The sequence below is a fragment of the Sphingomonas glaciei genome, assembly GCF_023380025.1.
Lineage (GTDB): Bacteria > Pseudomonadota > Alphaproteobacteria > Sphingomonadales > Sphingomonadaceae > Sphingomicrobium > Sphingomicrobium glaciei.
Genome location: NZ_CP097253.1, coordinates 994,057 through 1,014,302 on the forward strand (window position 1 = coordinate 994,057; position 20,246 = coordinate 1,014,302).

The window sequence follows — 20,246 nt, forward strand, 5'->3', positions numbered from 1 at the left end:
CATGCGGCTCATCTTCATGGGATCACCGGCCTTCGCCGTCCCGACCCTCGACGCGCTGGTCGAGGCGGGGCACGAGATCGCCGCTGTCTATTGCCAACCGCCGCGCCCGGCACAGCGCGGAAAGAAGCTGCAGCCGACCGCGGTCCAGCAGCGGGCCGAGGCCCTCGGCCTTGAGGTCCGCTCACCCGAACGGCTGCGCTCGGTCGAGGAACAGCAAGCCTTTACCGCACTAGAAGCGGAAGCGGCGGTGGTCGCCGCCTACGGCCTGCTCCTGCCTCAGGCGATCCTCGATGCGCCCGCTCGCGGCTGCCTCAACGTCCATGCCAGCCTGCTCCCGCGCTGGCGCGGCGCGGCTCCGATCCACCGCGCGATCCTCGCCGGGGACGCGGAGACCGGGGTCACCATCATGCAGATGGAGGCCGGGCTCGACACCGGCCCCATGCTGCGGATCGGGCGCACGCCAATCGCCCGCAAGACCGTGGGAGAGCTCTCTGACGAGCTGGCGCGCATGGGCGCAAAGTTGATGCTCGAGGAGCTGGCGAGCCCCTCCCCGCCCCGCGTCCAGCCGCAGGATGGCGTTACCCACGCCCCCAAGATCGCCAAGGCCGAATCCCGCATCGATTGGACTCACGCCGCCGCCTTCACCGAGCGCCAGGTCCGCGCCTTTGCCCCGGCGCCCGGCGCCTGGTTCGACGCGAACGGAGAGCGGATCAAGGTGCTGGCCGCCGATCTGGTCGAAGGCGTCACCGCGCCGCCCGGCACCGTCCTCGACGACGGGCTGACCATCGCCTGCGGCACCGGCGCGATCCGCCCCACGCTGGTCCAGCGTGCTGGCGGACGGGCGATGCCGACCGCCGAACTGTTGCGCGGGTTTCCGCTGGGCGCCGGTACCATCCTTTCGTGACCCGCTGGAAGCTGATCCTCGAATGGGACGGCGCGCCGTTCATGGGCTGGCAGCGGCAGGACCATGGTCCTTCGGTGCAGGGCGCCCTCGAAGCAGCCGCTCACCGCATGACCGGGGAGACCGTCACCGCTTATGCAGCAGGGCGGACCGATGCCGGAGTCCATTCGCTGGCGATGGCGGTCCATGTCGACATCACCAAACCAGTCGAGCCGCATCGGCTGGCCGAGGGCCTGAACGCCCTGCTCCGCCCGCATCCGGTCGCGGTCCTCCTTGCCGAGCAGGTCCCCGACGACTGGCATGCCCGCTTCTCCTGCCTCGGCCGCCGCTACCTGTACCGGATCAGCAATCGCCGGGCGCCGCTCACCCTCGACAAGGGGCGCGCGTGGCGGATCGCCAAGCCGCTTGACCTCGCCCCGATGCAGGCCGCCGCCGCGCACCTCGTCGGCCTGCACGACTTCACCACCTTCCGTTCGGCCCACTGCCAGTCCGACAGCCCGCTCAAGACGCTCGACCGGCTCGACGTCGAGCGGGTCGGCGAGGAAGTGCACGTGCATGCCGCCGCCCGCTCCTTCCTTCACCACCAAGTCCGCTCGATGGTCGGCTGCCTGTCGATGGTCGGGCTCGGCCAGTGGACCCCCGCCGACATGAAGGCGGCGCTCGACGCGCATGATCGCGCCGCGCTCGGCTTCAACGCACCGGCCGAGGGCCTTTACTTCGCCGAAGCCCTTTACGAGAGCCCAATAGCTTGAGCCCGACGCCCACCTCCCCCCTGCAGATCCCCGACTTCCGCTTCTACTGGCTGGCGCGCTTCTTCGCCGTGCTTGCGACCATGGGGATGGTCGTGATCATCGGCTACCAGGTCTACGACACCGCCCGGGCCGACTACGGGATGAGCATTCGCCAGGCCTCGCTGATGCTGGGTCTGCTCGGCGCGGTGCAGTTCGTGCCGCTGGCCCTGCTGACCCCCGTCGCCGGCTGGACCGCCGACCGATTCGAGCGGCGGACGGTCGCCCGATGCGCCAATGCGGTCGACATGCTGGTCGCGCTGACGCTCGGCCTCGTCACCTACGCCGACGTCCTCAGCCTGCCGCTGCTGTTCACCCTGGCTGCGCTGCATGGTGTTGCGCGGGTGTTCGTCGGCCCGTCGATGTCGGCCATCGCGCCCAATATCGTCCCGCCCGAGTTGCTGCCCAAGGCGATCGCGCTGTCCTCCATCGCCTGGCAATCCGCTTCGGTCGCCGGCCCGGCGCTGGGCGGCTTCCTCTATGCGGTCGGTACGCCGCTGCCCTATTGGGCGGCGACCGCGCTGATGGGGTGCGCGATCCTGCTACTGACGCCGGTGCGCCGGATCATGCCGCCGCCGATGACGGCCAATCTCCACCCGATCCGCCAGATGATCGAGGGGCTGACCTTTGTCCGCCGCCGCCGCTTCCTGCTCGGCGCCATCACACTCGACCTGTTTGCGGTGCTGCTCGGCGGCGCGACTGCGATGCTGCCGGTGTTCGCCCGCGACATCCTCCAGGTCGGGACCGAGGGCCTCGGCTTGATGCGCGGGGCGCCTGCCATCGGCGCGGCTCTTGTCGCCGGCCTGTTCGCGTTCCGCCCGCTCCACCACAATGTCGGGATCAAGATGCTGTGGAGCGTCGCCGCGTTCGGCGCACTAACGGTCGCGTTCGGACTGTCCTCCAACTTCCTTCTAAGTCTCGTCATCCTGGCCCTGCTCGGCGCCGCCGACATGCTGAGCGTCTACGTCCGCTCCAGCCTGGTCCAGCTCCACACCCCCGACATGATGCGCGGGCGGGTCTCGGCAGTGAGCGGGCTGGCGATCAGCGCCTCGAACGAACTGGGCGAACTGCAGTCGGGCCTCGCCGCCGCCTTGCTCGGTCCGGTCGGTGCCGTGGTCGCCGGCGGCGCCGCAGCCATTGGTATCGCGGGCCTGTGGTCCTATCTGTTCCCCGAACTCAGGCGGGCCCGAACCTTCGACCCGCCGCCCGAAGTGCTCGCCCAAGCAGTTGAACAGGAGAAACCTGCGTGAAGGCCGACAACATCCTCGCCACTATCGGCAACACCCCCCACGTCCGCATCAATCGGCTGTTCCCCGCCAACGCCGAAGTGTGGATCAAGTCCGAGCGATCGAACCCCGCCGGCTCGGTCAAAGACCGTATCGCGGTGTCGATGATCGAAGCGGCCGAGGCTGACGGCAGGCTCAAGCCCGGCGGCACCATCGTCGAGCCGACCAGCGGCAATACCGGCGTCGGCCTGGCGATGGTCGCGGCGGTCAAGGGCTACAAGCTGATCCTGGTCATGCCCGAAAGCATGAGCATCGAGCGGCGCCGCCTGATGCTGGCGTTCGGCGCGACTTTCGACCTCACGCCGCGCGAAAAGGGCATGAAGGGCGCGATCGCCCGGGCCGAGGAGATCGTCGCCGAAACCCCCGGCGCGTGGATGCCGCAGCAGTTCGACAACCCCGCCAACATCGACGTCCACCTGCGCACCACCGTGCCCGAGATCCTCGCCGACTTCGGCGACGACGACCGCGGCTTCGATGCGCTGATCACCGGGGTCGGCACCGGCGGGCACATCACCGCCGCCGGCCGCGAACTGAAGAAGCGCTGGCCCAACCTCAAGGTGTTCGCGGTCGAGCCGACGCTGTCACCGGTCATCTCGGGCGGCCAGCCCTCGCCGCACCCGATCCAGGGCATCGGCGCGGGGTTCATTCCAACAAACCTCGACATGAACGTGCTCGATGGCGTGATCCAGGTCGCTCCGGAGGATGCCAAGGAAATGGCCCGCCGCTCGGCCCGCGAGGAAGGCATTCTGGTCGGCATCAGTTCCGGCGCGACGCTGGCCGCGATCGCCCAGAAGCTGCCCGAACTCGGCCCCAACCCGCGGGTGCTCGGCTTCAACTATGATACCGGCGAGCGCTATCTATCAGTGCCGGACTTCCTGCCCGAGTAGACTTAATTGCGGGGTAATCGTCCGCCTTAGAGAAAGCGTTAACTCGGATCGTCATAACTGGTCCTGCTCGGGAGGGGCGGCAGGAACCAGTAATGCGTCTTTCCAAATATCATTTTGCGGAAACAGCCGCTTCGGAAACGATTCCCGCTTCAGTGCGCGAGGCGATCACCTTTGACGTGCTTGTGCCCCAATGTGACGACGACAGGATCCTGCAAGGCAAGCGGATCGCGATGTGGGCCTATGCGCCCATCCTGCTTGCCGCCACGCATTTCATCGTCGGCCTGATCCTGCTCGTCCGCGAGCAGGGCAACATGCAGGGCAACCAGCTGGCGATTGCCCTGGCGCTGGTATTCACTGCCCTGATCTTCGACGGATGCGCCGGTCTCCTGCTGTTCATGCGCTCCCGCTTCGGCCTGTCGCCGGTCGCCACCGCACGACTGATCCTCGGCTGGTTCAGCCTCACGGGCGTGCTGTGGATGTTGTTCGGCTCCGCGGCCTACGGCGGGCTGCAGGACGAAAGCTTCCTGCCGTTGGCGCTGGGCGCAGGCCTGGCGATCAAGGCCATGCTCTCGATCGGCTGCCCCCCGGCTGCGATCATGAATGCCCTGCTCGCGGCGATCGGCGTCAACCTGTTCTCCGACGATCCGCTGATCTGCGCCGCCATTCCCCTCCTCGGGCTGCTCACTGCGGTCTATTCGATCATCATCACCCAAATGATGATCGCCGGCAGCCGTCGCCGCCTGGCGAAGGATTGGCAGGCGAAAAAGGCGCTGAACTTCGTCGAGGAGTTCGAGAACAGCGGCCGCGGCTGGTTCTGGGAAACCAATTCGGCCGGCACCCTGTCCTACGTCAGCCAGCAACTCGCCGACGATTTCCGGACCACGCCCGAGGCGCTGCTCGGCCGGCAATTCACCGACCTGCTGTCGGTCGATACTGGCAAGAACGACACCCTGCGCGAAGAACAAACGCTAGGCTTCCACCTCCTCGCCCGCTTCCCTTTTTCGGACGTGGTGGTGCGCCCAGCCAGCGACCAGGATGTGCAATGGTCGCTGTCGGGCAATCCCGTGTTCGACGGTAACGGCCGCTTCTACGGCTTCCGGGGGATCGGCACCGACCTTACCGAACAGCGCCGGACCGAGCATGAGATCAGCCGCCTGGCGCGTTCGGATTCGCTGACCGGCCTGCCCAACCGGGCGATGATGCGGCGCACCCTTGACGAGGGATTGCGCAACGCCAAGCACAGCCAGCGCGGCTGCGCCCTGCTGCTGATCGACCTCGACCGCTTCAAGCTGGTCAACGACACCTATGGCCATCCCTCGGGCGACGCCTTGCTCAAGCAGGTCGCCGAGCGTCTTGCCCAGGTGATCGGTGAACATGGCCGGGTCGGCCGGCTCGGCGGCGATGAGTTCAAGGCGGTGCTCCCCGGAACCACCAACGCGGCCTTGCTCGAACGCATCGCCGTCACTCTCATCGAGAAGGTTTCGGAACCCTACCTCCTTGAAGGCAACCGGGTGAACATCGGCGCTTCGGTCGGGATCGCCATTGGTGACCCCGACCGCTCCTGCGCCGATTCGATGATCCGCAATGCCGACCTCGCCCTCTACGCCGCCAAGGCTGCCGGGCGCGGCCGACATCGCTTCTACGAACCGTCGATGCACTCCAACGCCGCCAACCGGCAGATGCTGGAGAACGACCTGCGCGGCGCGCTCGAGCGTGCCGAGCTGTCGGTTGTCTATCAGCCGATCGTCCGCGCCGCGGGCGAGGAAGTCGCCGGGTTCGAAGCATTGGTCCGCTGGCAGCATCCCAAGCGCGGCCTGGTCTCCCCCACCGAGTTCATCCCGCTGGCCGAGGAATGCGGGATGATCGGACCGCTTGGCGAGTGGGTGCTGGTCGAAGCGCTCCAAGCGGTGCGCTCATGGCCCGCCGAGCAGCGCCTGGCCGTCAACCTGTCGCCGGTCCAGTTCAACGATCCCCGCCTGGTCGACCTAGTCGCGGCGGCGCTGGCCGTTTCGGGGGTGGACCCCGCCCGGCTCGAACTGGAGATTACGGAGGGCGTCTTCCTCACCGATTGCGACACCACCGAGGCGACCTTCACCCGTCTCAAGGAACTGGGCGTCCGGCTGGTGCTGGACGACTTCGGCACCGGCTATTCCTCGCTCGGCTATCTGAAAAAGGCGCCGTTCGACAAGATCAAGATCGACCGCAGCTTCGTGCGCGGTGCCGGTTCGGACCAGACCCGCAACGCCGCGATCATTCGCGCCATCGTCACCTTTGCCGAGAACCTCGGCATGGACACCGTGGCGGAAGGCGTGGAAACCGACGAGGAACTTCAGCTGATGCGCGATCTCGGCGTCAGCGAGATTCAGGGCTTCATCTTCGGCCACCCCATTGCAATCGACGAAGCAATCACCCTCGCGCAGGGCAAGGTGGTCACCACCGACGGAAGCCAGTTCCTGCGGGATCCGCGCCAGCGGATGATGCGTCGCGCCCTGATCGGCGTCGACGGCCGGGTGGCGGAGGTCCGTCTTCGTAACATTTCGGCGATGGGTGCGCTGGTGGAATGCACCGTGGCCGTCACGCCAGGCCGCTCGATCACCATGGACATCGTCGGCGTGGGGCCGGTCGTCGGAATCATCCGCTGGGCCCAGCGCGACCGCTTCGGCATCAGCTTCAAGGAAGAATTCGACCTCGACCGGCTGTCTGCCGGCGACCCGCAACCGGCACTGTCGGTGCCGGTGCCGCCGCAAGTCGGCAGGAACATGCGATGAGGCCGCTGAAAAGGCTTGGCAAAGCCCGCGTCAGCAGGCATGTCACCAAGGAATCTGGGAGTAGTTCTGACATGAAGAGTTTTGCCGCACGCATGGTCATCATGGCCGGTGCTGCCACGATGCTGGTTAGCGGACCCGCTGCCGCGGCTGCTCAGACGCAGGCTGCGGCCTACAGTCCGTGGGCCGCGCTGTCCGCTTTCGCCGCTCCGGCGTCGAGCCAGGCGCTGTGCGGTGCCGCCGCCGCTTCGGCTGCCGGCGCTGCCGTGTCGGCCCAGTCCGGCGCCCCCGGCTGCGTGTTCCCGACCCTCGATGCGCCGGTCGCGGCCCCGGTTGCCGAAACCGCTCCGATCGCGACCCCGGCCGCAGTTGCTGCCGGCGGCGGCGTCGGCATCCTGCCGCTGCTGGTCGGCCTTGCCGCTCTCGGCGGTCTTGCCGCCCTGCTGCTCAGCAATGGCGACAGCCAGACGCAGATTTCGGTCAGCCCGTAATCGCATTGGTTTGATCTCTGAATTAGTTGAGCCCCGGCCTCACCGCCGGGGCTTTTCTTTTGGCCGCGGCGCACTCTCGCCTTCCCCCACCCGCTTGGCTAAGCGTCCGGGCATGGGGCAATTCTCAAGCCAAGAACGCGAGCTGGTGGAGCGGGCCGCCGACTCCTGCAGCCTCGATGAAGTCCGGGCCTGGTGTTTGATCAACAGCGGCTCTGGCAACCTCGCCGGGCTCGAGCGCATGGCCGCTCTGCTGGGCGACCGGCTGTCGGCGCTGCCGGGTATGCTGACGCTCCGTGAACCCGATCCGGTGACGGCGCTCGACACTGCCGGGCGCGAGATACCCCTGGCCCACGGCAAGCACCTCCATCTCGTGGTCCGTCCCGATGCCCCGCGGCAGCTGCTGCTGACCGGGCACATGGACACCGTTTATGGCGCGGACCATCCCTTTCAATTCGTGCGCGACCTGCCCGATGGCCGGGTGAACGGACCGGGCGTCGCCGACATGAAGGGCGGCCTCGCGGTAATGATCGCCGCGCTGCACGCCTTTGAGCAGCACCCCGGCGCCGCCGCCACCGGCTATGAAGTCGTCATCAACAGCGACGAGGAGGTCGGCTCCACTTCCTCCGCCGCGCTGATCGCGCAGGCCGCGCGCGGCAAGCTGGCGGCGCTGACCTACGAGCCCTCCGCCCTCCCCGACGGAACTCTTGCCGGCGCGCGGCCGGGTTCGGGCAACTTCTCGTTCCACGTCCGCGGGCGCTCGGCCCACGCCGGACGCAACCCGGAGGAGGGCCGCAACGCCGTCACCGCGGCGGCCGAGCTTGCCCTCGCTCTGGAAGCGCTCCGCCGCGACGGGCTCAGCGTCAATGTCGCCCGGCTCGACGGTGGCTCGCCCAACAATGTCGTCCCCGACCTCGCGATACTCCGCGTCAACCTGCGTCCTCGCGACCCCGGCCTGGAAGCCGCGGCACGCGACGGCATTGCCGCCGCCGTCCGCCAGGTTGCCGCCGCCCGCAATGTTGCGATCGACGTCCATGGCAGTTTCGGCCGCCCGCCCAAGCCGCTCGATCCGCTCGCGCTCAGGCTGTTCGCGCTGGTCGAGCAGGCCGGCCGCGATCTTGGCCAGAGCATCGGCCGCAAGGATAGCGGCGGGGTGTGCGACGGCAACAACATCGCCGCCTGCGGGGTGCCGGTAGTCGACACCATGGGGGTGCGCGGCGGCGCCATCCACAGCGAGGAGGAATATCTGATCCCCAAAAGTCTCGGTGAGCGTGCGGCCCTGTCGGCGCTGGTCTTGGCCCGCCTGGCCGGAGGCGCGCTGTGAGCTTCCGCATTCGTCCGGCCACTCCGGACGACTTCGACGCCATCTACGAAATGGCCAAGCTGACTGGCGGCGGGTTCACCAACCTTCCCGCCGACAAAGGCACCCTGGTCGAGAAACTGGCACGCTCCGAACTCGCCTTCGACAAGACGGAGGAGGCGCAGGGCAATGAATGCTATATCTTCGTTCTCGAGGACCCCGTCGCCGGAATCATTCGCGGCACCTGCCAGGTGTTCGGCATGGTCGGCACCAGCCAGGCCTTTTACTCCTACCACCTCTCCACCCTCACCCAGTGGAGCCCCGAACTCGGCAAGACCTTCCGCAACCAGATGCTGACGCTGACCACCGACCTTGAAGGGTCGAGCGAAGTCGGCGGACTGTTCCTTCATCCGCAGCTTCGCGCCGGCGGGTGGGGCATGCTGCTCGCGCGCAGCCGTTACCTGTTCATCAAGGCGCACCGCCAGCGGTTCGGTGACCGCCTGCTAGCCGAGCTTCGCGGGGTGATGGACGAAGCCGGCAACTCGCCCTTCTGGGACGCGCTGGCAGGCCGCTTCTTTGACATGACCTTTCCGGAAGCCGACGGGTTCAACGCGGTGAATGGTACGCACTTCATTGCAGACCTGATGCCCAAGACTCCGATCTACGTCTCCCTGCTGGCCGACAGCGCCAAGGCAGTGATGGGCCAGCCGCATCCGACCGGCCGCGCCGCATTGCGCATGCTGCAGGAGGAAGGCCTCGTCTTCGATCGCTACATCGACATCTTCGACGGCGGCCCGACGGTTACCGCCCCAACCGACCAAGTCCGCTCGATCCGCGAATCCGGCGAAGAAACAGTGGTCGAGGTCGGCGGCGAGCCCGGCAAGTTGAAGGTACTCCTCGCCGCCGGCCGCCTGCGCGACTTCCGCTGCGTCCGGGCCGAGGTGCGCCGGGTCGGGCGCAAGGGGATCGCCATCACCCAGCAGGTCGCCGACCTGCTCGGGATTAGCAGCGGCGCCAGGGTACTCATGGTCGGCCGATGAGCGTGCGCGAGATCAATTTCGACGGGATCGTCGGGCCGAGCCACAATTATGGCGGCCTCAGCCTCGGCAACCTCGCTTCGGCGCGCAACCTTGGCAAGGTCAGCCAGCCGCGCGCCGCAGCGCTCCAAGGGCTGGACAAGATGCGCGCCAACCTGGCGCTGGGGCTGACGCAGGGCATCTTCCTGCCCCAGCCCCGCCCCGCCCGCGCCTGGCTGAACGAACTCGGTACCTCTCCCGAGGAGGCCGATCCCGCCCTGCTCGCCAATGCGATGAGCGCCAGCGCGATGTGGGCGGCCAATGCGGCGACGGTCAGCCCAGGCGTCGACACCGGCGATGGCCGCACCCATCTGACCGTCGCCAACCTGCGCACCATGGTGCACCGCAGCCACGAATGGCCCGCAACCCTGGCTCAGCTTCGCGTCGCATTCGCCGACCCATCCTTCACCGTGCATGGGCCCGTTCCGCCGACCTTCGGCGACGAAGGGGCGGCCAACCACATGCGGCTTTGCGCGAGCCACGGCATTCCGGGTGTCGAGGTGTTCGTCTACGGCCTGTCGGGCGGCCCCTTCCCTGCCCGCCAGCATCTCGAAGCCTGCCGGGCGATCGCCCGCCGCCACCGCCTCGATCCTGGCCGCACCCTGTTCGTCGCCCAGTCCGAACAGGCGATCGCCGCCGGCGCCTTCCACAATGACGTGGTCGCGGTCGCCAACGAGCGCGTGCTGTTCGCCCACGAACAGGCCTTCGCCGATCGCGACGCCTTCCTTGCCGAACTTGAAGGCAAATTTCCCGAAATGGAGCTGGTCGAGGTTCCCGCCGCCGAGGTCAGCCTAGAGGAGGCAATCCGCTCCTACCTGTTCAACGCCCAGCTGATCACCCGCCCCGACGGCGGCAACAGCTTGATCGTACCGGAGGAAGTGCGCGAGACGCCCGCGGTGTGGAGGTGGCTCCAGCGCCACCTCGCCGGCAACGGTGCGATCCGCGACGTGAAGGTGGTCGACGTCCGCCAGTCGATGGCCAATGGCGGCGGCCCGGCGTGCCTGCGGCTGCGGGTGGTGTGCGACCCCGCCACCGTCGATCCCCGCTTCCTGGTCGACGAGGCAAGGCTGGATCGGCTGGGAGAGGTGATCGCGCGCAAGTGGCCCGAAGAGATTGCCGTCTCCGACCTCGTCGCCCCGGCCCTGATCCGCGACATCGAACAGGCGAGGGCCGAGTTGTTGGCGGCCTGCGACCTTGGTGAATTGATCTAAACCAGTCCTGCGGCCTTCAGCCCGGCATCGACCAGTTCGCGGGCGGCGGCATCCGCTCCCAGCAGCGGCAAGCGAAGCTCCTGCGGAAAGCCCGGCCGGACGCGGCCAAGGGCATATTTGGCCGGCCCCGGCGAGGCGTCGGCGAACATCGCGTCGTTCAGCAGATACAGCCGGTCGGCCAGCTCCCGCGCATCCTCCCAGCGGCCCTCGGCCGTTGCCTGCTGCAGGTCCGCGCACATCCGCGGCGCGACATTGGCAGTGACCGAGATACAGCCCACCCCGCCATGTGCGTTGAAACCCACCGCCATGTCGTCATTGCCCGACAGCTGGCAGAAGTCCGTGCCGCAGGTCAGCCGCTGCGCCGTCACCCGCGCCATGTTGCCGGTGGCGTCCTTGATCCCGACCACGCCCCGCAACCGCGCGACTTCGGCCAGCGTCTCGACCGCGATGTCGGCCACCGTCCGCGATGGCACGTTGTAGACCACGATCGGCAGGTCGCACCCCTCGCTCAGCGCGCGGAAATGGGCGAGGATGCCCGCCTGGCTCGGCCGGTTGTAATAAGGGACCACCACCAGCGCCGCGTCGGCCCCGAGCGCCTTTGCCACCGTCATCTTGCGCAGGCTTTCGGCGGTCGAATAGCTACCGCATCCCGCGATCACCGGCACCCGCCCGGCCGCCGCCTCGATCGTCGTGCGCACCACCGTTTCATGCTCCTCGGCGCTCAGCGTCGGGACTTCGCCGGTCGTCCCGCACGGCACCAGGCCGCTCGAGCCCTCGGCCACTTGCCATTCGACCAGATCGCGCAGGGCGGCCAAATCGACCTTCCCTGCGGTGAACGGTGTCACGAGAGCGGGGATCGACCCGGAGAACATGCACGCTTCCTCTATTTTACTTGGCCGCTGCGACTAGACTGGCGCGGCGTTTGTTCAGCGGTTGATAAGGACCAATAGCCGAAGATGTCCAGCATGAGACGAGTGGCTTTCCTGCTTCCCCTGGTTCTGATCGCTCCGACCGCCGGATCCGCTCAGCTGTCCCCCCTCGTCCCGGCGCCGGCCCCGGCGCTCGCACCGGTCAACGACGTCGGCTATGCGCTGAACGACTGGCGGCGGCTTCGGCAGGGCGGCAACTGGTCGTTCGGTGACTATGCCCGCTTCCTCATCGCCTATCCCGGCTGGCCCGGCGAGACGGCGCTGCGCCGCGCGGCCGAACGGGCGATGCAGCCGGGCGAGAATGCCGCAACCGTCGTCGCTTTCTTCCGCACCCAGCAGCCGACCTCTGCCGGCGGCTATGCCCGTCTTGCCGAAGCCTATGCGGCACAGGGCCGGTCGCTCGAAGCGCTGGCCGCCGCCCGCCGCGCGTGGAGCGCATCGGGCCTGTCCGCGGTCGACGAGATCGGACTCTACCAAAGGTTCGGCGCCAGCTTCACCACCGCCGACCATGACTTGAGGGTCGACCGCCTGCTGATCGACCGCGATCCGACCGACGCGGCCCGCCTGCTCGCATCGACCAGCGCGACCCGGCGCCCGGCCTTTGCCGCGCGGATCGCCATGCAGCAGCGAGCGCCGGATACCGAGGCGCTCTACACCGCGGTGATGGGTCGGGTGACCGAAGACGCCGGTCTGATGCAGGACCGCGCGCGCTATCTGCGCGAAGCCAATTGGCAGGCCGCGGCGCGTCAGCTGCTGGCGCGGCCGCACCGTTTCACGTCGCTCCCGGTCGATCCCGGCAAATGGTACGAGTTGAAGCGGATCGTCGCGCAGGAAGCCTATGCCGACCGCCAGTTCACCCTCGCCTACGAGATTGCCCGGCAGGTGGACGATGCACTGCCCGTCGGAAGCGACCTCGCCGCCCAGCCGCTGCAGGTCCGCGACGAATATACCAACCTCACCTGGCTTGCCGGCACCGTCGCCATCCGTGCGCTCGGCCGCCCGGCAGATGCCATCTCCCTGTTCGACAAATATAGCGAAGGCGGCCGCTCGCTGCAGGTGCTGACCAAGGGCGCCTATTGGGCCGGTCGCGCCGCCGCGCAGGCGGGCCAGTTGCAGAATGCCACCGCGCATTTCAGCAAGGCCGCCGCCTACCCCGACCTTTTCTATGGCCAGCTGGCGCACGAACGTCTGGGCCGAGCGATCCCGGTGCCGCTCGGCAGGCCGCAGATGATGGTCACCCCGACGCAGCGCTCCGCCTTCCAGGTCAAGCCGCTGGTCCGTGCGGTCCGACTGCTCGGCTCGCAGGGCCGCCGAGACGAACAGGCCTTGTTTGTCCGCTCCCTGTCAGAAGCCCTCGATAACGACAGCGATCGCCTGCTCGCGACCGAGCTGTCGGCCCAGGTCGGTCGGCAGGACCTGGCGGTGTGGACCGCCCGCTCCTCGCGCAACGGGGGCTCGCCCTTCTATTTCCGCGCCGCCTACCCGACCCTGCCGGGCGGGATCAGCGAAGAATATCTGTGGAGCATCAGCCACGGCATCACCCGCCAGGAAAGCTCGTTCGACCGCACCGCGGTCAGCGGCGCCGGGGCGCGCGGCATGATGCAGCTGATGCCGGGAACCGCGCAGGAACAGTCGGGCAAGGTCGGCGTCGGCTACGACTTCGGCCGCCTGACCTCCGATCCTTCGTACAACGTGATGCTCGGCTCGTCCTATTTCCGGCGGCTGCTGAACCAGTGGGGCGGTAATTACGTGCTGGCGGTAGCAAGCTACAATGCGGGTGCCGGCAACGTGCGCAAATGGGTCAATCGCAATGGCGACCCGCGCGCGCCGGGGGCCGACGTCGTCGCCTGGATCGAGGATATCCCCTTCTCCGAAACCCGCGGCTACGTGCAGCGGGTGCTGGAGAATACCGTGGTCTACGACCGGATGAACCCGCGCGCGGCCAGCCCCCGCCAGCTCAGCCACTTCCTCGGCAAGGCACGTCTCGGCTAAGCCGCCGGGATGAGTGATCGTCCCCGCTTCATCACCGCCGAAGGCTTCGCCCGGATTCGGGCGGAATATGAGCAATTGTTCGGCAGCGAACGGCCCAAGCTGGTCGAGACGATCAGCTGGGCGGCGGGCAATGGCGACCGCTCGGAAAACGGCGACTATATCTACGGTCGCAAGCGGCTGCGCGAGATCGACCGGCGGCTCGGCTATCTGTCCAAGGTTATGAAGAACGCCAAGGTGGTCGATCCCGCCAGCCAGCCCGACCGCGACGTCATTCGATTCGGCGCGACGGTCGAGCTTGCTGACGAGGACGATGCCCGCCGCATCCTGACCCTGGTCGGCGACGATGAAGCGGATGCAGGCGCCGGCCGGATCGCCTGGGGCAGCCCGATGGCACGGGCCCTGGTCGGGGCACGGATCGGCGACGAGCGGGTCGTGCGGCTGCCGGCGGGAGAGAAGAGCTGGGAGGTGGTCGCGATCAGCTATCCGTAAGCCGCGACGGCCGCAGGATAGCTCGGTCCGCGCAGTCGGCTCGCCCCCATAAACGAAAAACCGCGACCATCGGGGCCGCGGTTTCTCTCGGAACCGATCACTACCTAGGCGGATCGGTGATGCCCCATAGAAGGCACCACCGATCCGTCCCCCCTTAGGCGAACTGGGGAATGACCGTCTCGCGGCGGCGGCGGCGCATCGCGCCACCGACAGCACCGAAGCCGACCAGCATCAGCGCCCAGGTGCCGGGCTCAGGAACGGCGGTGGTGACGGCGGTCGCACGGTACAGGACGGCGTTGGAATAGCCCCCGGTGTCGGTCAGGCGGATCGAGCCGGCCGGCACGTTGTTCCAGAGATAGAAGGCGGAAACATTGCCCTGCGGACCCGGGACGTTGCCCCAGTGGAAGCCGAGCAGAACCTGGCCACCGGCGGTCGCCAGCAGGTTGCCGAGGGCGGTCAGGTCTTTGTCGGACACTACCTTGCCGTTCGCGACCAGCGCATTGAAATCGACAGTGTAGTTGCCAGCGCCGAGAAGCGCGTTGATGGCCGACTGCTGCAGGGCGACGTTGTCGCTCTGGTTGCTGAACTGGTTGTTCGAATAGTAGCCGGCGCACTTGTCGGCCGACGGTGCGATGGGCCCTGCCGAGCAACCGGTAGTCGCGCCGGTAGTGACCTCGACGGTGGCGGAGGCTGGAGTGGCGAAAGTGGCAGCGGCGATCGCGGCAATGGAAAGGCTGAACGTCTTCATGATCGGGTTCCTTTGATCTCGGAAACCCATTAACTCGCTGTTAAATTGTTCGCAATTCAACGACTGTGGTTAATAGTTCCGCCGAGTCCCGATTCAGTACATCTTTCGATTACTGCGGCTTACATACAACAACTGGGTCAAGCGCGGCGGCCTTGCGCGTCAGTTGTCTGATCTCTTCGACAACACCGGAAGCGGAGCCCGACCAGTCATGGTCTATCACAATCTGGGTCAAGGGCATCAGTCCTACGCCGGCGAGATGCTCCCATCCCTTATCCCGGCTCAGGTCATAGCGGATGGCGCCACTCTTGTTGGGATAGGCGAGCCACAGATGTCCGCCGCGCCGATAGGAAGGCAGGACCGCGGTCGCTGCCTCGCTCAGTGCGGCGCGGTCGCACACGAAGGCGAGAATGAAACTCGGCTCCTCGCCAGGGGCAAGGGTCGACAGATTTGCGCCAAGAGACCCGGTTGCTGGCCACATCAATGCCGGCACGCTGGACTTGTAACCAAGCTTGTCGGGAAGGCTTTTCATTGCCCTCCCTATTCCATAGTCCGCCCGCCACTCAGCCTTTGGGACCGTCGCCGACGATCCGGATGCTCAGCTCCTTCAGCTGCTTTGGACTAACTTCGGCCGGCGCGTTCATCATCAGGTCTTCGGCCTTCTGGTTCATCGGGAAAACCACCACCTCGCGGATGTTCGGTTCACCGGCCAGCAGCATGACGATCCGGTCAATCCCCGGCGCCGACCCGCCGTGCGGCGGCGCGCCGAACTTGAAGGCGTTGATCATGCCTGAGAAATTGGTGTCGACCTGCTCCTGCGTGTAGCCGGCGATCTCGAATGCCTTGTACATGATGTCCGGGCGGTGGTTGCGGATCGCGCCGGAGCTAAGCTCCACGCCGTTGCAGACGATGTCATATTGCCAAGCCAGGATGTCGAGCGGATCCTTGGTCTCCAGCGCTTCCAGTTCGCCCTGCGGCATCGAGAAGGGATTGTGGCTGAAGTCGACCTTCTTGGCGTCCTCGTCATACTCAAACATCGGGAAGTCGACGATCCAGCAGAAGTCGAAGCGGTTCTCGTCAATCAGGCCGAGGCTGTTGCCGACCCGGGTGCGGGCAGCACCGGCAAGCTTGGCGGCTTCCAGTTCCTTGCCCGAAGCGGCGAAGAACAGGCCGTCGTCCGGCCCGAGGCCAAGCTCGGCGGCAAGTTTGTCCATGCCTTCGGTGCCGTGGTTCTTGGCGATCGGGCCGCCCCACTCGCCGCCCTTGCGAGTAGCATAGCCGAGACCGGCATAGCCTTCGCCGCGGGCCCAGTCGTTCATCTCGTCGAAGAACTTGCGACTCTTGTCGGCGGTGTTCGGCGCCGGGATCGCGCGCACGAAACCGCCCTTGCCGACGATGGTCGAGAACAGGCCAAAGCCCGAGCCTTCGAAGTGGCTGCCGACGTCGCTGATCACGATGGGGTTGCGCAGATCGGGCTTGTCGCTGCCATACTTAAGCATCGACTCGCGGTACGGAATGCGCGGGAACGCGCCCTCGGTAACCTGCCGCTCGCCCGCGAACTCGCGGAACACGCCGGCCAGCACCGGCTCGATCGCGTTGAACACGTCGTCCTGCGTGACGAAGCTCATCTCGAAGTCGAGCTGATAGAATTCGCCCGGGCTACGGTCGGCGCGCGCGTCCTCATCGCGGAAGCAGGGCGCGATCTGGAAATAGCGGTCGAAGCCCGCCACCATCAGCAGCTGCTTGAACATCTGCGGCGCCTGCGGAAGCGCGTAGAACTTGCCCGGGTGGACCCGGCTCGGAACCAGATAGTCGCGCGCGCCTTCGGGCGATGAGGCGGTCAGGATCGGGGTCTGGAACTCGGTGAAGCCCTGCTCGACCATCCGCCGGCGGATCGACGCAATGACGTTCGAGCGCAGCATGATGTTGGCGTGCAGCCGCTCGCGGCGCAGGTCGAGGTAGCGATAGCGAAGGCGGATCTCCTCCGGATACTCCTGCTCACCCGCGACCGGCATGGGCAGTTCGGACGCGCTGCTCTGCACGGTGATGCCGCGCGCATAGACCTCGATGTCGCCAGTCGGCAGGTTGGCGTTGCTCGTCCCCTCGGCCCGCGCCTTGACGCTGCCGTCGATGGTGACGACGCTTTCGACCCGCAGCCGCTCGAGCACGGCCAGCGCCGGGCTGTCGCTGTCGGCGACGACCTGGGTGATGCCGTGGTGATCGCGAAGGTCGACGAACAGCACGCCGCCGTGATCGCGCTTGCGGTGAACCCAGCCCGAGATCCGGACCTCGCTGCCGACGTCGGTGCCGCGAAGCTGGCCGCAATGGTGGGAGCGATAGGCGTGCATGGTGGTTCGTCCGGATGAGGTCGTCATGACGGTGAGTGGATGGCGCGGCGCTTTCCCCAGCCCTCCCCTTTTGTCAACTTGAAGACAGCCCGCTACAGCCCCGGCAACATGAAGATTCATCCCCTGATCACCGACAGCGCGGAGCTTGCCGCCCTGGTCGATCGCCTCTCCGCCCATGACTTCGTCGCCGTCGATACGGAGTTCATGCGCGAGAACACCTATTGGCCCGAACTGTGCCTGATCCAGATCGCCTCGGTCGACGAAGCCGCGGCGATTGATCCGATGGCCGACGGGCTCGACCTCAAGCCCCTGTGGGACCTGCTGGTCGACAATGAGGACGTGCTCAAGGTCTTCCACGCCGGCGGCCAGGACCTCGAGATCGTCCACAACGTGACCGGCAAGACGCCGCAGCCGCTGTTCGACACCCAGATCGCCGCCATGGCGCTCGGCTATGGCGAGCAGGTCGGCTACTCGAACCTCATCGAATCCATGCTCGGCCATGCGCTCGACAAGGGCGCGCGGTTCACCGACTGGAGCCGGCGCCCGCTCGACAAGCGCCAGATCGATTATGCGATCGGCGACGTCACGCACCTCGCGACCATTTTTCCGCGGATGGTGAGCAAGCTGCGCAAGACTGGCCGCGGCTTGTGGCTGGACGAGGAGATGGAACGGCTGGCCGACCCGTCGAGCTTCGCCTTCGATCCCGAGGATGCGTGGAAGCGCTTGAAGCTGCCCAGCCGCAATCCGCAGGTGCTGGGCCGCCTCCGCGCGCTCGCCGCGTGGCGAGAGAAAGAGGCCCGCGGCAAGAACCTTCCGCGTGGCCGGATCGTCAAGGACGACACGCTGGCCGACATCGCCGGCCACCCGCCCAAGACCCAGGAAGATCTCGCCAAGGTCCGCGGGCTGTCGGCCGGGTGGCGCAGCAACGACATCGGCGCGCGGCTGATGGGCGCGCTCGAGCAGGCCCAGCCGCTCGGCCCCGACGAACTGCCCGAGCGCGGCCCCAGCCGGCCGGGCCTGACCAAGGATGGCGCGCTGGTCGCCGACCTCCTCAAGCTGCTGCTCAAGATCAAGGCCAAGGAAAGCAATGTCGCGGCCAAGCTGATCGCCCGTTCGGACGAGCTGGAGGCGCTCGCGGCGGGTGTGCGCAAGGATCTCGCCATTCTCAGCGGGTGGCGGTTCGACGAATTCGGCCGCGATGCGTTGGACCTGGTGGAGGGCCGGCTGGCATTCGCGACGCTGAACGGCAAGCTCAAGATGACCCGCACGCAGGAGGAGGAAGCCGCGTGATGAAATTTGCTCTGCTGGGCCTGGGCGCTCCGCTGCTGACGGCCTGCGCCACCATTTCCCCCGCCGCCCCGGCCACCGGCGGCGGGACCTGCAGTAACGACGGGCTGCAACAGTTCGTCGGTCAGCCCGCGACCGCCGATCTTGGCGCACGCGTGCTGTCGACGTCGGGCGCCAAGACCCTGCAATGGGTCGCCGCCGGGATGATGGTCACCATGGATTTCCGCGCCGACCGGGTGCGCGTCTACCTCGACGAGCAGAACCGCGTTCAGCGCCTGAGCTGCGGCTAGTTCAGCTCCACTCGCGCGGTCAGCCCCATCAGGTTGGCGAGCTGGCGGTGACGGCGCGCGACGATGTCGCTGTACAGGCGCTGGTCCTTGCGGGCGAGCCGAAGCAGCACGGAATCCTCGTCCAGCCCAATCCGGCAGCGTGCCAGCAGCTTCTCGGTCCCGCCCGACAGCCGCTGCGCAAGCCTGATCGCCGCGCCCCACTGCCCGGCATGGTCGAGCACGCGCTGATCGACCAGTTGCGCCAGGCTCTGGTTGAACGGCCCGTCGCCGCCGAACGCCGACCACAAGGTGCGCCCGATGATAGTCCGTCCCTCGGCATCGATCCCGACCCAGTTGCCGTGCACGCCCATGTCGACCGCCCACAGCGCCCGAAAATCGGGATGCGCTTCCCACGCCACGTCGGCGAGCAGGCAGGCCGCCAGCCTCAGCCGCCGCGCGGCGGCGTCGTCGTCGGGAAACAGCGGCGCGATCCACGCATCCAGTTCGGCGCCATGATCACCGAACCGGCCCAATTTCTCTCCCGCCTCAAGGGCGGCTGCCAGTAAAGGGTCCTCGTCCCGTCGCTCGGCGGGCAGGTGATCGTAGAGCAATCCTTCGCGCAGGCCGTAGGCGCTGGCCACCGCACGGGCGGGTTCGAGCACCCGGAACAGCGCGTCCAGCACCGCCGCCGCCGGCCGGGCGTTCTGTGCACGCGTGCTCGACAGCCCGAACTTCTGCTTGAGCTGCTCGGGCGTGGAAGCGCGGATCAGGCTGCGCAGTTCGCGCACGCGGACACCCTCGATGGCATGGCCGTGGACAACGTGCAGCGGCGAATCCGCCTCCTGCTGGTCTAGCTGGGCGAAGGCGCGGAACGACCCGCCGACAAGGTAGAGCGTGCGCTCCGCCGCGGCCGCCAGGATTGCTGGAGGTATCGCCTTGCGCAGGGTGGCGGCGATCTGCTTGGCGCTGGCCTCGGGCCCGACCCGCAGCACGCCAAGCGGAAGCGAGATGCCGGCGCCTGCCTCGCCATTGGCGACCGGCGTCAGTTCGAGACTCCCGCCGCCAAGGTCGGCGACCACCCCGCGGGCATGGGGAATGGCCGAAATCACGCCAAGCGCCGCAAGCCGGGCTTCTTCCTCGCCAGTGATGACCTGCGGTTCGATTCCCGCAGCGCGCGCGCGGGCCAGGAACTCGGCCCCGTTTTCCGCGTCGCGCACAGCTGCCGTCGCCACCACGTCGAGGCGCTTCAGCTTCATCTCGCGCGCGAGCAGGCGGAACCGGGCCAGGGCTTCGATCGCCTGGTCCATCGCCTTTTCGGACAATTGCCCGGTCGCGGCGAGCTCACGTCCCAGCCCGGCGGAGACCTTTTCATTGAATAGGGTCGAAGGCACCCGCTCAGATCCCGCATAAGCGACGAAGCGGATCGAGTTGGAGCCGATGTCGATAATGCCGACCGGGCCGAAAGAGCGTTTTGCCATATGGGTA

At 67.3% G+C, this 20,246-nt stretch carries 18 protein-coding genes; 13 read left to right on the forward strand and 5 right to left on the reverse strand.

Annotated elements, in window-relative coordinates; translation table 11 throughout:
* The first annotated feature begins 1 nt into the window (after position 1).
* The 9 genes from fmt to M1K48_RS04790 all read left to right on the forward strand — a co-directional run bounded on the left by fmt (position 2) and on the right by M1K48_RS04790 (position 10,702).
* Positions 2–904, forward strand: a complete 903-nt coding sequence (gene fmt / locus M1K48_RS04750) for a methionyl-tRNA formyltransferase (protein WP_249504711.1) — start codon at positions 2–4, stop codon at positions 902–904.
* Positions 901–1,653, forward strand: a complete 753-nt coding sequence (truA, locus tag M1K48_RS04755) for a tRNA pseudouridine(38-40) synthase TruA (RefSeq protein WP_249504712.1) — start codon at positions 901–903, stop codon at positions 1,651–1,653. The genes fmt and truA overlap by 4 nt, the downstream gene beginning before the upstream one ends.
* Positions 1,650–2,939: an MFS transporter gene (locus tag M1K48_RS04760; RefSeq protein ID WP_249504713.1), complete on the forward strand. Its 1,290-nt coding sequence runs from the start codon at positions 1,650–1,652 to the stop codon at positions 2,937–2,939. Before truA ends, M1K48_RS04760 begins: the two co-directional genes overlap by 4 nt.
* Positions 2,936–3,862, forward strand: coding sequence for a cysteine synthase A (gene cysK / locus M1K48_RS04765; protein WP_249504714.1), 927 nt, complete (start codon positions 2,936–2,938; stop codon positions 3,860–3,862). The genes M1K48_RS04760 and cysK overlap by 4 nt, the downstream gene beginning before the upstream one ends.
* Positions 3,863–3,954: 92 nt before the next feature.
* Entirely contained in the window at positions 3,955–6,630 is a 2,676-nt protein-coding gene (locus M1K48_RS04770; protein WP_249504715.1) for a putative bifunctional diguanylate cyclase/phosphodiesterase, read from the forward strand.
* A gap of 71 nt (positions 6,631–6,701) precedes the next feature.
* Positions 6,702–7,118, forward strand: a complete 417-nt coding sequence (locus M1K48_RS04775; protein WP_249504716.1) for a hypothetical protein — start codon at positions 6,702–6,704, stop codon at positions 7,116–7,118.
* Between the two features lie 112 nt (positions 7,119–7,230).
* On the forward strand, positions 7,231–8,439 hold the full coding sequence (locus tag M1K48_RS04780; RefSeq protein ID WP_249504717.1) for a hydrolase: 1,209 nt from the start codon (positions 7,231–7,233) through the stop codon (positions 8,437–8,439).
* Entirely contained in the window at positions 8,436–9,455 is a 1,020-nt protein-coding gene (locus M1K48_RS04785) for an arginine N-succinyltransferase (RefSeq protein ID WP_249504718.1), read from the forward strand. The genes M1K48_RS04780 and M1K48_RS04785 overlap by 4 nt, the downstream gene beginning before the upstream one ends.
* Complete coding sequence (locus tag M1K48_RS04790) at positions 9,452–10,702, forward strand: N-succinylarginine dihydrolase (protein WP_249504719.1); 1,251 nt, start codon at positions 9,452–9,454, stop codon at positions 10,700–10,702. The genes M1K48_RS04785 and M1K48_RS04790 overlap by 4 nt, the downstream gene beginning before the upstream one ends.
* Here M1K48_RS04790 and dapA read toward each other — a convergent pair.
* Positions 10,699–11,574, reverse strand: coding sequence for a 4-hydroxy-tetrahydrodipicolinate synthase (gene dapA / locus M1K48_RS04795; RefSeq protein WP_249504720.1), 876 nt, complete (start codon positions 11,572–11,574; stop codon positions 10,699–10,701). The genes M1K48_RS04790 and dapA overlap by 4 nt on opposite strands.
* A gap of 93 nt (positions 11,575–11,667) precedes the next feature.
* On the opposite strand from dapA, the gene M1K48_RS04800 reads away from it, so the two are divergent.
* A complete protein-coding gene (locus M1K48_RS04800) occupies positions 11,668–13,623 on the forward strand; it encodes a lytic transglycosylase domain-containing protein (protein WP_249504721.1) in 1,956 nt (651 codons plus the stop codon).
* Between the two features lie 9 nt (positions 13,624–13,632).
* A complete protein-coding gene (gene greB, locus M1K48_RS04805; protein WP_249504722.1) occupies positions 13,633–14,112 on the forward strand; it encodes a transcription elongation factor GreB in 480 nt (159 codons plus the stop codon).
* A gap of 154 nt (positions 14,113–14,266) precedes the next feature.
* On the opposite strand, the gene M1K48_RS04810 is transcribed toward greB, so the two are convergent.
* The 3 genes from M1K48_RS04810 to aspS form a co-directional block, all read right to left on the reverse strand.
* Positions 14,267–14,860 carry a PEPxxWA-CTERM sorting domain-containing protein gene (locus M1K48_RS04810; RefSeq protein WP_249504723.1) on the reverse strand — a complete coding sequence of 198 codons (594 nt, stop codon included), beginning with the start codon at positions 14,858–14,860 and terminating at the stop codon, positions 14,267–14,269.
* Positions 14,861–14,969: 109 nt separating this feature from the next.
* A complete protein-coding gene (locus tag M1K48_RS04815) occupies positions 14,970–15,389 on the reverse strand; it encodes a hypothetical protein (RefSeq protein WP_249504724.1) in 420 nt (139 codons plus the stop codon).
* Positions 15,390–15,420: 31 nt separating this feature from the next.
* Entirely contained in the window at positions 15,421–17,205 is a 1,785-nt protein-coding gene (gene aspS, locus M1K48_RS04820) for an aspartate--tRNA ligase (RefSeq protein WP_249505179.1), read from the reverse strand.
* A gap of 108 nt (positions 17,206–17,313) precedes the next feature.
* On the opposite strand from aspS, the gene rnd reads away from it, so the two are divergent.
* Both rnd and M1K48_RS04830 read left to right on the forward strand, forming a co-directional pair.
* Positions 17,314–18,495: a ribonuclease D gene (rnd, locus tag M1K48_RS04825; RefSeq protein WP_249504725.1), complete on the forward strand. Its 1,182-nt coding sequence runs from the start codon at positions 17,314–17,316 to the stop codon at positions 18,493–18,495.
* A complete protein-coding gene (locus tag M1K48_RS04830) occupies positions 18,495–18,782 on the forward strand; it encodes an I78 family peptidase inhibitor (protein ID WP_249505180.1) in 288 nt (95 codons plus the stop codon). The genes rnd and M1K48_RS04830 overlap by 1 nt, the downstream gene beginning before the upstream one ends.
* On the opposite strand, the gene M1K48_RS04835 is transcribed toward M1K48_RS04830, so the two are convergent.
* Positions 18,779–20,239 (reverse strand): Ppx/GppA family phosphatase, encoded by a 1,461-nt coding sequence (locus M1K48_RS04835; RefSeq protein WP_249504726.1) that lies wholly within the window; start codon positions 20,237–20,239, stop codon positions 18,779–18,781. The two genes, M1K48_RS04830 and M1K48_RS04835, sit on opposite strands and share 4 nt — an antisense overlap.
* Positions 20,240–20,246 lie beyond the last annotated feature (7 nt).

Bases quoted from the DNA above. Each gene is read 5' to 3' on its own strand.
- greB (WP_249504722.1), top strand. From the start codon at position 13,633: ATGAGTGATCGTCCCCGCTTCATCACCGCCGAAGGCTTCGCCCGGATT.
- rnd (WP_249504725.1), top strand. From the start codon at position 17,314: ATGAAGATTCATCCCCTGATCACCGACAGCGCGGAGCTTGCCGCCCTG.
- M1K48_RS04835 (WP_249504726.1), bottom strand. From the start codon at position 20,239: ATGGCAAAACGCTCTTTCGGCCCGGTCGGCATTATCGACATCGGCTCC.
- aspS (WP_249505179.1), bottom strand. From the start codon at position 17,205: ATGCACGCCTATCGCTCCCACCATTGCGGCCAGCTTCGCGGCACCGAC.
- M1K48_RS04810 (WP_249504723.1), bottom strand. From the start codon at position 14,860: ATGAAGACGTTCAGCCTTTCCATTGCCGCGATCGCCGCTGCCACTTTC.
- M1K48_RS04770 (WP_249504715.1), top strand. From the start codon at position 3,955: ATGCGTCTTTCCAAATATCATTTTGCGGAAACAGCCGCTTCGGAAACG.
- dapA (WP_249504720.1), bottom strand. From the start codon at position 11,574: ATGTTCTCCGGGTCGATCCCCGCTCTCGTGACACCGTTCACCGCAGGG.
- fmt (WP_249504711.1), top strand. From the start codon at position 2: ATGCGGCTCATCTTCATGGGATCACCGGCCTTCGCCGTCCCGACCCTC.
- M1K48_RS04830 (WP_249505180.1), top strand. From the start codon at position 18,495: ATGAAATTTGCTCTGCTGGGCCTGGGCGCTCCGCTGCTGACGGCCTGC.
- M1K48_RS04775 (WP_249504716.1), top strand. From the start codon at position 6,702: ATGAAGAGTTTTGCCGCACGCATGGTCATCATGGCCGGTGCTGCCACG.
- M1K48_RS04800 (WP_249504721.1), top strand. From the start codon at position 11,668: ATGAGACGAGTGGCTTTCCTGCTTCCCCTGGTTCTGATCGCTCCGACC.
- M1K48_RS04815 (WP_249504724.1), bottom strand. From the start codon at position 15,389: ATGAAAAGCCTTCCCGACAAGCTTGGTTACAAGTCCAGCGTGCCGGCA.
- M1K48_RS04780 (WP_249504717.1), top strand. From the start codon at position 7,231: ATGGGGCAATTCTCAAGCCAAGAACGCGAGCTGGTGGAGCGGGCCGCC.
- M1K48_RS04790 (WP_249504719.1), top strand. From the start codon at position 9,452: ATGAGCGTGCGCGAGATCAATTTCGACGGGATCGTCGGGCCGAGCCAC.